Here is an 11509-nt window from a genome sequence, read left to right on the forward strand (position 1 = left end):
TTAACGGACAATTACTATCCCTTATTAAACATATTTCCGATCTCTTTGCTAATTTTTCTAAAGATTGGAGCTGCTTCGACATCTTCATACTCATCGATGTGTGCATTTTCCACTCTACTAGGAAACACTAAAACAAGATTTTCGTTTGCATAAATACGATCTAATTTCTTTGCTACCCCATCCAGAGAATCACGATAGGAAACTTCTCCATTTCTGGCCGAAACAAAAATAAACATCGCATCTTCTTCCTTAAACGCTTTAAGGCCCTGCAAATTGTCCCAGGCATCGTAATGTTCAAAGGTAACAGGAACAGAATTTTTCAGCTCAACAAGATGTTCTTTAATGGCGGCAGCAGAGCGTTCATCGACAACAAATGTTACTGGAACAGATAGCTCCTGCGCCAGTTTAACAACCTTCTCCAGCCAATACTCGAACCCAAATTCTGCCTCGCACATGGGTGGTGCAAAAACGACAATGGATTTATTAGAAATAAAAGGTTTTTTAAAATGACATAACATCACATTAGCCGAGGTTCTGTTTAAGATACTTTCCGTTTTTTCTCCAACAAACTTATCCATAAAATTGGCCGCACTCGGCCAGCCCAAAACAATACAATTGGCAGAAACTTCTTTTGCCGACCGTGCAACCCCGCTAGCAATGTTTAAATCTATTGTAGCACTGATATTAACATTTGTTTCACTACCCGAAGCATACCTGACCATGTTATCCAGGTTCTTCCGTGCTTTTGACATGTTTAATTGAGCCTGCTCATTATCCTTCACAACGGACACGATATTGACTGGATAGGAACATTTCTTACTTTTAATATAGGTTGAAAAATCCAAAATAGGCTCCATATTATCCATGTTAGCGATAGATATCAAGATGTTTTCATCTTTTTCCTTCACCACATCTGTATGTTCTTCGTCCTGTTCACCATCCATAACCACTTTACGCGAGGCATTTCCGGTAACCACTGTAGCGACAATACAGGTAACCAAAATCAACAGAATCGTACCATTAAGCACATTCTCATCGATAATACCGTTCTTATGTCCAACCATGATTACAGCTAGTGTTGCAGCAGCATGAGCACTACTTAAACCAAATATCAGATTGCGCTGACCACGGCTATATTTAAAAACGAGCTGCGTCAACCATGCGGCCACATATTTACCGACGATAGCCACAACGGTCAGTGTTCCAGCAATAATAAGTGCCTGCGGCCCCTTCAAAATCACGCTGACATCGACAATCATCCCCACAGATATCAAGAAGAAAGGAATAAAAATCGCATTGCCGATAAACTCAATTCGGTTCATCAAAGCGGAAGAGTGTGGTATCAGTTTGTTGAGGGCTAGACCGGCAACGAAAGCCCCAATAATAGGCTCAAGGCCGGCAATTTCCGCTAAAAATGCAGCAAAAAATACGACAGAGAGCACGAAGATATAATTGGACGTCTTCTCACTCCCCAAGCGTTCAAAAAACCATTTTGCAATCCTTGGAATAACACCAAACATGATAAACAGGAAAATAGCAAAGGAAATCGTCAGGGTAATCCAAAATTCATTGCCAATATTTCCCTGGGAAACGCCGGTAATCACCGCAAGAATAATCAGCACGGCCGTATCCGTCAGGATTGTTCCACCTATCGTGATCGCAACAGCCTCCATTTTAGAAATACCATAGCTATTTACGATGGGATAAGAAACCAACGTATGGGTAGCAAACATGCTTGATATCAACAAACTCGGTAAAACGCCGTAGCCCAGTAAAAAATGACAAACAGGATAGCCAATACTGATCGGAACAATAAATGTTAAAAAGCCAAAAAGTAAACTCTTATTCTTGGTCTTTTTAAACTCATTCATATCTAACTCCAAACCGGCAATAAACATGATATAGAGCAGGCCTATTGTTGAAAACAGTGTGATAGCCGAGTTTTTTTCCAACCAGTTGAGTCCATGTGGTCCAATAATAACACCAGATATAATCAATCCAATAATACCCGGAACCTTTATCGGTCGCAGTACGATCGGTGATAACAGGATAATAAAAAGTACCAGCGAAAATATAAGTACAGGATTTTGTAAAGGCGCTTCGAAAGCGTGGGAAATATGCTCAAAAGTTTTATTCATAAGTGCTTGTATACTAGCCGTAATATGTATATACTTATTTTTCTATACAGCTCGAAAAATAGTTAACAGCACTAAAAATACGATTTTTTCAAGAAAGCGAAGCCTAAAAGTAGTGTTACTTAAAAGAAATGGCTTTGATCGGACTAATCTTGGTAATTAGCATTGACGGAATAAATAATGAGATCATTCCGATAAACACGACAGCCAAATTGACCAAAATCACATCAGACCATTGAAGTTGAACGGCCACATAGGAGATATAGTAGGTCTTCTCATCCAATTTAAAGAAATGGGTAAAATCTTGAAAAAAGTAAAAACCTAAGCCAATAAGATTACCGATTAATAATCCCAGACCGATGAGGTACAGGGCACTGTACATGAAGACGCGGCGAATCCCGGCATTGTGATACCCCAACGCCTTTAAGATACCGATCATTGAAGTCCGCTCAAGAATGGTGATCAGCAAGGCGGAGATCATATTGATAATAGCAACGACCGTCATCAGTATGAAAATGATTTTGGTGTTCATGTCAAGCAATTCCAGCCACTGAAAAATATCAGGGACCTGATCCTTGATATTGATTGCCTGCATATCGATAGGCAACAGATCTTCAACCTTGTTCGTTGTCTGTTCGAGCTGACTAAAATCTTTAATCCGAATCTCATAGCCCCCTACTTCATGATCATCGAGGTTACTCAGTTTACGAATGACATTGAGAGACCCGATCACATAGACCTTATCTAATTCTTCGGAGCCTGTATTAAAAATGCCCTTAATGACAAATTTACGTTTACGTATAGGATCCTGCACGAAATACATAATAAAATCGTCACCGACTTTTAGGAGCAGTCGATCTGCGAGATACTTGGACACCAAAATCTGATTATCCGCATTATCCGATTTAAAGTCTATCATGCTCCCTTCCACCAGCATACGCTGAAAGGGCTGCTGATTATACAAGGAATCGATACCTTTGAGAACCACTCCTTCAACTTCATTGTTGACATTAATAATCCCGGCCTTGGTCGCAAAGGAACTGATTGAGTTGACTTGGGGAATCGCCAATATGGACTTACGAACCTCCGGTGTAAGTGTTATGGGTGAATTTTCGTAAGACTTATTCAGGTCGTAACGTAAAACCAATACATCGGCAAAAAAGCTCCGTTGCTTACTGATAATCTCTCCCTTAAATCCGCGCAATACCGCAATAGATATGATAATCGCTGCAATAGCAAGAGCAATTGCACCAATAGTCACCCGAACGATCAATTTTGAGAACGTTCTTTTTCCAGAAAATGCGATCCGATTTGCTAAAAAATAAGGAAAATTCAAGCTTTCAATATATTTATGTAACTTCGCAAAGTTATAAAAATTTGTTATTTACAAAACTGAAATGACAAATAATTAGGCGTTTTTCAGTAGGCTATTCAACGAGGAGGCCCCTGTACTGGTTTAAAGGGTTTTATAAAAATTACAAGTATTATGCGTATTATTTTCATGGGTACTCCCGATTTTGCTGTAGCTTCACTTGAAGCACTGATTCAGTCTGGCGAACAAGTTGTCGCTGTGGTTACGGTACCGGACAAACCCGCAGGACGTGGACAAAAAATACATGAATCTGCTGTGAAAATATTTGCTACGCAACATAACATCCCAGTTCTTCAACCAGTGAAACTCCGTGATGAGGCATTTTTAGATGAACTGAAAAGTTTTCAGGCGGACCTACAGGTTGTGGTAGCATTCCGCATGCTTCCTGAGATCGTCTGGAATATGCCTAAATTTGGAACAATCAATGTCCACGCCTCACTCCTTCCACAGTACCGGGGTGCAGCACCGATAAATCATGCAATCATCAATGGAGAGAAAGAATCGGGCGTAACGACATTTTTACTACAGCACGAAATCGATACAGGAAACATCTTATTGTCGAAAAAAGTTGCTATCAAAGAAACAGACAACGCCGGTGATCTTCACGATAACCTCATGGTGGCCGGAGCAGAAACTCTCCTGCAAACCATCCAGCAATTAAAGGATGGAACCTTGCAGCCCAAACCTCAGGAAGTCCTTCTCACAACGGAGCCGCTCAAACATGCTCCAAAAATTTTCAAAGAAGACTGTAAAATAAACTGGGATCAGCCCACTGCGCAAGTGTATAACTTCATTCGCGGTTTAAGCCCCTATCCAGCGGCATTTACCCTCTTAAATGATAAGGTCCTAAAAATCTATAGCACAGAAAAAGAACTTGTCAATACAGCTACAATACCGGGAACCATAGAAACTGACAAGAAAAGTTTCTTAAAAATTGCGGCGCAAGACGGCTATATTGTCATTTCTGACCTTCAACTCGAAGGGAAGAAAAGAATGAATGTAGTCGATTTTTTAAAAGGTTATCGATTTTAGCCTTTTTCATCACCACCATCATAATATTGCAGCAGATCACCAGGCTGACAGTCTAGCGCTTTGCATATCGCTTCAAGGGTGTCTAATCGCAATGCCTTCGCCTTTTGATTCTTGATGATTGAAAGATTGGAAAGGGTAATTCCGACATTGTCACTCAATTGGTTAAGCGACATTTTTTTCTCTTTCATTATTTTATCCAAGTGAATTAAGATTGGCATAATATAATTTTTATTCTTTTAAATTTATTTAATGTCACTAATAAAACAAAAGATCCATCTTTTTGTTTTATCATAAAATTATCATTTTAAAATAAATTTGAGGAATGCATATTGCATAATAAATCAGCTACTACCGAGTTAAATTGTCTAGAATAAGAAAAAAAATTTAAACCCTTTAGCACTTTAAATATCAAACAGTTGAATATTACAGCAACAGATAAGAAGAAAAAAAATATTAAAATGGAATAGTTTTTGATGATTAAAAATTGAAACTCAAAAAAACCTAACTCATTAAATATGAGTGGCTAGATAATCAATTTTCCATTAATAATTCAAAAATTTTTCGTATTTTCGCAAACATTTCTTAGAGAGGAGAATTAATAAAAATTAATGAGACAGCTCAAAATTACACAATCTATCACCAATCGTGAGTCACAGTCTTTGGACAAATACTTACACGAAATTGGTAAAGTAGACTTAATTACAGCAGAAGAAGAAGTAGAATTAGCACAGCGTATCCGCGAAGGCGATCAAGTTGCCTTGGAAAAATTGACTAAAACCAACCTTCGTTTCGTAGTATCAGTAGCAAAACAATATCAAAATCAAGGTTTAACCTTAGGTGATTTAATCAATGAAGGTAACCTGGGCTTAATTAAAGCAGCTAAACGTTTTGACGAGACAAAGGGGTTTAAATTCATTTCTTATGCCGTTTGGTGGATTCGCCAATCTATTCTTCAAGCAATTGCTGAACAATCGCGTATCGTACGTCTGCCATTGAACCAAGTCGGTTCATTGAGCAAAATCAGTAAGGCTTTCTCAAAACTAGAACAAGAATACGAACGGGAACCATCTCCAGAAGAATTGGCGGATATCCTTGAAACCACAGTAGACAAGGTTTCGGATACCCTAAGCAACTCTGGTCGTCACGTATCTATGGACGCTCCCTTTGTTCAAGGTGAAGAAAACACACTTTTGGACGTTTTGGAGAACCATGATCCAGACACAGACAGTTCTTTGATTGATGAATCTCTATCGGAAGAAATCAAACGATCTTTGGCAACATTGACAGAAAGAGAACGTGAAATTATCGTACTTTTCTTTGGCTTAGGTTCCAATCACCAATTGTCGTTAGAGGAAATCGGAGAGAAATTCAATTTGACACGTGAACGTGTTCGTCAGATCAAAGATAAAGCTCTTCAGCGTTTGAGACACACTTCAAGAAGCAAAATCTTAAAATCCTATTTGGGTTAACAAGAGATACTTATTAGACATTTTGGCAATCCCAATCAGAAATGGTTGGGATTTTTTTGTCCATAATTTTTTGTCCAATAGAAAAAGGGTTGCCTACTGGGCAGGCAACCCTTTTTCTATTTTCCAAGACTCCTGTTATTTAGAATCCGGCATCAAGATAAATTCAAAAAGTCGATCTCTTTTCAAATATTTCCCGGCAACGTCCTGCACCGACTTTGAAGTTACCTTCTTCAAATTGTCTATTCTTCGTGTATATCGCGTAAGATCAAGATCATTCTGATATGAACTTGATATGTAATTCAGCCAATAGCCATTTTCACGAAGATTTAACTCATTTTGTCGCTGTTGTTCTGCTAGGAACTTCTCAATATCTCCATTTTCGGGGCCCTGTTCCTGAATCTTTTTTACCTCATCCAATGCTGAAGCGATTAAAGCATCAGCCTTATCTACTGCGGAACCAAAACCAATGGAGAAAGCATAACGCGCTTTTGGCAGCTTACTAAAACTAGCCCGAGCACCCACTCCATAAACACCACCTTCTTTTTCACGGAGTCTTTCAAGCAATTTGATCGTCAAAACACTCTCCAAGGCTTCCATATTAACATTTTCAGTTTCATTATAGGTATAGTCCCCATAGTAGGCCAATTGCGTACTTGCCTTTTCTTCTTTTCCCTTATGAACAACCACGCGCTCTCCCTTGCTCGGCTCCAGAATATTTAAATCCTTATAGCTCTCCCCTCTTTTAAGGGCCGGCAATGAGGCAAGATAGGTTTCTAAATAAGGCTTGATCTGATTCTCGTCAAATGAACCCACAATTGTAAACACAAAATCCGAAGCATCCGCAAATCGTTCTTTGTAAATTGCCAAAGCACGCTCCCGATCAATTTTATTGATCGTTTCTACTGTTGGGTTTTGCCGACGGACATTGTTGCCATAAAGCACTTCTTTCACTTTATCCGAGAATACATTATTTGGATTGCTCAATCTATTTTCCAAAGATCCTTTTGCCCGGGTCATGGTACTCTGGAAAATATCCTCGTCCAATCGAGGTTCCGTAAAATAACCATAAATCAATTCAAAAGCATTCTTCAATCCTTCTTTATCTGTGCTACCTGAGATACCTTCGTAACGTTCAGAAATGTACGGAGAGATGGAAACATCTTTTCCCGAAAGATACTTCGTAAGCTCAACGTTGTTCATTTGTCCAACGCCGCTTGCATCAATTAAAGAGGATGCATTGGAGGCCGAAAAGTAATCTGCATCGTTATAGCCTGATGTTCCACCTGGACTATACGCCATAATCTGTATCTCATCATTTTTAAAGTCCGTAGGCTTTAAGATCACTTTAACGCCATTGCTTAAGGTCAATTCTTTCGCTTGAACGGCGTCAATATTTCTTGACGATACAACAGCGCCTTTCACCGGTTCTTTTGAAAGCAAGGGAAGATTGGAAACTTTATCTTCATAAGCTGTCACAGGAGTCTCTTCAACTGCTTTTACCCAGCTCATTACGGTAGACTCAGCCGGTAAACTGGCCTTATCCTTCTCTGGCCCCATAACCAGAACATCGCGGTTCAGATCAGTATAATATTTTTTTACCAAGCCATTTACTTCTGACAGCTTCAACGTTGGTAACAGCTGTTTAGTCAAACGATAAGCGTTTTCATTACTTAAAGCTGGTTCATCATCAATAAAATAATTTAGATAACGATTGACGTAACTATCCGATTTCTTTTTATCACGTTCGATAAAAGACATCTCGTTACCTTTTTTCATATCTGCGATGGCACGATCCAACTCCGTCTGTGTAAAACCGTATTTTTGAATGCGCTCAAATTCTGTTAGCATCGCTTTAAATCCGGATTCTAACTCGCCCGGTTTTGGGACCACCAGCAATGAAAAAGTATTGAGGTTAGCAACAAAATCGCTGATACTTCCACCTGCCTGCATAAAAGGAGGGTTCGGTTGCTGCATCAATTCAGAAAAACGACCTGCGATCATCTGATTGAAAACACTCTTCAACAGCTCGTTTCTGTAATCTCCTACGGTGGAAACTTTTTCTTTTTCACTTTTGATCAAAATCTGCGCGACGGTATAAGGCAGTTCCGGATCTGAAATTGCCAAGAACTGGTTCTTGTTTAACAAATCAACACGATATTTTTTACGCTCCAATGCTTTTTTGGGCATTTTCATATCGGAAAACAAAACTTTCACCCTTTCTTCCATTTCCTTAGGATCAATATCCCCAACGATGATTAGAGCCTGTAAATCTGGGCGATACCAGTCCTGGTGGAATTTGCGTATTTCTGTATAAGGAAATGTCTTCAGTATCTGTTCAGTTCCGATAGGCAAACGTTTGGAGTAAAGGGAGCCATTGAGCAACATCGGAAAGTATTGATCCTGTAAACGCTGCTGTACTCCTCTTCCACCACGTTTTTCTTCGAGGATAACGCCCCGCTCTTTATCAATTTCTTCGCCATCCAACAAAGCATCCTGAACCCAGTCGCGCATCACCTGCAAACCATTTTTTAAAAGTTCAGGATCGTCAGAAGGAATTGGTAGCTGATAAACTGTCTGATCGAAGCTGGTATAGGCATTGAGATCCGAGCCAAATCGAACGCCCGCTTTCTGGAGATAGTTAACCAATTCATTCTTTGGAAAATGCTTCAGGCCATTGAAGTTCATATGCTCTAAAAAATGTGCCAAACCAAGCTGTTTTTCATTTTCCAGAATAGAGCCGGCCTTCATGCCCAAATACATGGTAACACGACCTTTAGGCTCGCTATTTTTACGAATGAAGTATGTAAATCCATTTTTCAGCTTCCCCGTGATGACTTCGTTGTCCAAGGGTAATTTTTGATTCAGGGCCAAACTATCTTGGGATAGAATCGCTCGTGCTTCCGCGGTTAACGTGGTTGGCTTTTTTGCTTCTGCTATATAGAATGTAGCCGGTAACAGAAAAGCTAATGCGAGTGGTTTAATGAATTTCATACAAAAAAATATCTTTTTTTTAGTCAGTTATTTTTGCTAATTGTTTTATATTAGGGTAAACGGAACTGGAGATCAATTGTCCCGATAAATAGTAAAATACAGATCAATACTTTTTTCATTATCCAAGGAGGAATCGGGTACCTCCATTAGGGAACATCTCTTTGTGTTACTTATAATCTGTAAAATTTCACCTAAAAATACAGAATAACTTTCGAAAAGAACAACAGTTAATTGTAATTTTGTTGCAAATGGATTTTGAAAACTGGAGTGATATAAAAAAGGAATTCGAACAATTCTTAAAGTTCGAAAGAGGCTTGAGCATTAATTCAATTGATGCTTACTTAAATGATGTATCCAAATTTCAGATCTACTGTGAAGACAATCATTTGGTTTTAAATACCGTAACGAGAAAGAATATACAGGAGTTTTTGGCTTGGTTGCAGGAATTTAATATTTCGCCCTTCACACAATCCAGGTTGATATCTGGCCTTAAGACTTTCTTTAGCTTTTTGATGATCGAGCATGAATTCGTCAACAATCCGACCGATCTCCTTCAGGCGCCACGCTTGGCACGCAAGCTGCCCAGCGTTTTGAGTATACATGAAATCGATCAATTAATCTCGGCAATCGATCTTACTTCACCCGAAGGTGAACGTAATAAAACGATCATCGAAATCTTATACGGATGTGGCCTCCGTGTTTCCGAACTTGTCACCCTCAAAATATCAAACCTTTTTTTAGATGTAGAATTTATCAAAGTTGAGGGCAAGGGAAGCAAAGAACGCCTAATTCCAATTGGCCAACACGCCATTAAACACCTTCGCATCTACTTAGAAACGGTCAGACCACATATCAAAATTAAGGGCGGAAATGAAGATATTGTATTCCTCAACAGAAGAGGCGCCGCATTATCGCGGGTTATGATCTTCTTGATCATTAAGGAACTTGCCTCAAAAATCGGCTTACAAAAAACCATCAGCCCACATACCTTTAGACATAGCTTTGCATCACACCTGGTGGAAGGTGGTGCCGACTTAAGAGCTGTACAAGATATGCTCGGTCATGAAAGTATTACCACGACCGAAATATACACACACATCGATAGGGACTACCTTCATTCCATTATTACGCAATATCACCCCAGATCTTAACTATATCGATTTTTCCTGCTTGGACATTCGGATAAGATGCGCCAAATTTTTCACCACACGATCGTGTTTCAAAACGAATGGATTGTTTTTATCCCACACGTATCCCGCTAATATTGCACAAATGCTACGTTTCACCTCCGGGTTTTCGGGTTGATGATAAAATAACTCCTGCAGATTGCCTGTATACCATTCCTGTATATATGTTGTAAAAACTGCAATCCCATCTTTCATATAGTCTTCAAATTCTGACTGCCAATCCACTGTTTCACCCTCGATCTGCCTTAAAGCTAACTTCGCTGCCAAAATACCAGATTCTGTAGCGAAACACACACCGGAAGAAAAAACAGGGTCCAGGAATTCGGAACTATTACCGGTCAGGGCATACCCTGGCCCATACATTTTGCTCACCGCGGTAGAATAATTACTCAATTTACGGGGTTCAAAAACAAAAGGGACATTACCAAACCGCTTGACATAGTAATCGGACAGCTGAATAGCCCTATTTAGTGCTGTAGTGGTATCTTCGCCCAGGCTTTCGATGAACGAAGTTGGCCCCACAATTCCAACAGAAGTATTGCCATTGGAAAATGGAATTACCCACAACCAAACCTGCGTTTCCAATATATCAAAAGAAATCAGACTACCTTCTTGCCCTAGCGGTCGATTAACGTCATTGACATGGCTGAATATCGCCGAATGAGGGCTTAAACGTGAGGGTTGGTCCAAATTTAGCATGCGAGGCAAAACGCGACCATAACCTGAACAATCTATCAGAAAGTTTGCCTCTATTTTTGTTTCAACACCTTGGCTATCGCATACCGTAGTGATCGATTTTGCACCATCAAATTGTACGTCAGTTACTTCTGTACCGAAGGAAAGATCTACCCCTTTACGCATAAGCTCATTCGCCATTTCCTGATCAAAATCAGCTCTCGGAATCTGCCAGGTCCAATCCCAACCTTCGGAAAATTTATCTGAAAAATCGAAAATACAGACTTCTTTCCCGCGTATAAACCGCGCTCCAAATTTCTTTTCGAAACCTTGTGCATCCAACGCATCAAACAGCCCGGCTTCATCAAAATGATCCATCACGCGCGGTATCAGACTCTCTCCTACCACGATTCTCGGAAACTGGCTTTTTTCGACAACCTTTACCCTTGCACCCTGTTTTTGTAAATACCCAGCAGCAACCGAACCGGAAGGTCCCGCCCCGATGATCAAAATGTCAACCTGTTCAACGTTCATTATACGCTTTGATTAAAAGAAAAAAATATTAATTTCGTGCCTGATTAATAATTGCCAAATCTATTCACAAAAAATAAAATAAAAAAAACAATTTCGAGAGTTTTTCAAAATTGC

General features: G+C 39.6%; 8 protein-coding genes. 3 read left to right on the forward strand and 5 right to left on the reverse strand.

The features are described 5' to 3' along the window. Nucleotides 1-14: 14 nt before the first annotated feature. Entirely contained in the window at nucleotides 15-2138 is a 2124-nt protein-coding gene (locus HS960_RS11505; protein WP_153847450.1) for a cation:proton antiporter, read from the reverse strand. A gap of 115 nt (nucleotides 2139-2253) precedes the next feature. Continuing rightward, on the reverse strand, nucleotides 2254-3471 hold the full coding sequence (locus HS960_RS11510) for an ABC transporter permease (RefSeq protein ID WP_159728707.1): 1218 nt from the start codon (nucleotides 3469-3471) through the stop codon (nucleotides 2254-2256). Between the two features lie 150 nt (nucleotides 3472-3621). Between HS960_RS11510 and fmt the strand changes: the two genes are divergently transcribed. Beyond that, nucleotides 3622-4539 (forward strand): methionyl-tRNA formyltransferase, encoded by a 918-nt coding sequence (gene fmt, locus HS960_RS11515; RefSeq protein WP_182332725.1) that lies wholly within the window; start codon nucleotides 3622-3624, stop codon nucleotides 4537-4539. Here fmt and HS960_RS11520 read toward each other — a convergent pair. Next, nucleotides 4536-4757, reverse strand: coding sequence for a helix-turn-helix domain-containing protein (locus tag HS960_RS11520; protein ID WP_046675813.1), 222 nt, complete (start codon nucleotides 4755-4757; stop codon nucleotides 4536-4538). The two genes, fmt and HS960_RS11520, sit on opposite strands and share 4 nt — an antisense overlap. A gap of 390 nt (nucleotides 4758-5147) precedes the next feature. Between HS960_RS11520 and HS960_RS11525 the strand changes: the two genes are divergently transcribed. Next, the gene (locus tag HS960_RS11525; protein ID WP_028068906.1) at nucleotides 5148-6008 is read left to right on the forward strand and encodes a sigma-70 family RNA polymerase sigma factor; all 861 of its coding nucleotides are present in this window, start codon (nucleotides 5148-5150) and stop codon (nucleotides 6006-6008) included. Between the two features lie 135 nt (nucleotides 6009-6143). Here HS960_RS11525 and HS960_RS11530 read toward each other — a convergent pair whose 3' ends face one another. Then, nucleotides 6144-8999, reverse strand: coding sequence for a M16 family metallopeptidase (locus HS960_RS11530; RefSeq protein WP_182332727.1), 2856 nt, complete (start codon nucleotides 8997-8999; stop codon nucleotides 6144-6146). A 248-nt stretch (nucleotides 9000-9247) separates the two neighbouring features. Here HS960_RS11530 and xerD point away from each other — a divergent pair, with 248 nt between their 5' ends. After that, complete coding sequence (gene xerD / locus HS960_RS11535) at nucleotides 9248-10150, forward strand: site-specific tyrosine recombinase XerD (protein WP_153847446.1); 903 nt, start codon at nucleotides 9248-9250, stop codon at nucleotides 10148-10150. Here xerD and HS960_RS11540 read toward each other — a convergent pair whose 3' ends face one another. Next, nucleotides 10151-11395, reverse strand: a complete 1245-nt coding sequence (locus HS960_RS11540; protein ID WP_153847445.1) for an NAD(P)/FAD-dependent oxidoreductase — start codon at nucleotides 11393-11395, stop codon at nucleotides 10151-10153. It lies immediately after the preceding gene. Between the last annotated feature and the right edge of the window lie 114 nt (nucleotides 11396-11509).

This window comes from Sphingobacterium paramultivorum (genome assembly GCF_014109745.1).
Classification (GTDB): Bacteria; Bacteroidota; Bacteroidia; order Sphingobacteriales; family Sphingobacteriaceae; genus Sphingobacterium; species Sphingobacterium paramultivorum.

Bases quoted from the DNA above. Each gene is read 5' to 3' on its own strand.
- HS960_RS11505 (WP_153847450.1), bottom strand. From the start codon at position 2,138: ATGAATAAAACTTTTGAGCATATTTCCCACGCTTTCGAAGCGCCTTTA.
- fmt (WP_182332725.1), top strand. From the start codon at position 3,622: ATGCGTATTATTTTCATGGGTACTCCCGATTTTGCTGTAGCTTCACTT.
- HS960_RS11520 (WP_046675813.1), bottom strand. From the start codon at position 4,757: ATGCCAATCTTAATTCACTTGGATAAAATAATGAAAGAGAAAAAAATG.
- HS960_RS11525 (WP_028068906.1), top strand. From the start codon at position 5,148: ATGAGACAGCTCAAAATTACACAATCTATCACCAATCGTGAGTCACAG.
- HS960_RS11530 (WP_182332727.1), bottom strand. From the start codon at position 8,999: ATGAAATTCATTAAACCACTCGCATTAGCTTTTCTGTTACCGGCTACA.
- xerD (WP_153847446.1), top strand. From the start codon at position 9,248: ATGGATTTTGAAAACTGGAGTGATATAAAAAAGGAATTCGAACAATTC.
- HS960_RS11540 (WP_153847445.1), bottom strand. From the start codon at position 11,395: ATGAACGTTGAACAGGTTGACATTTTGATCATCGGGGCGGGACCTTCC.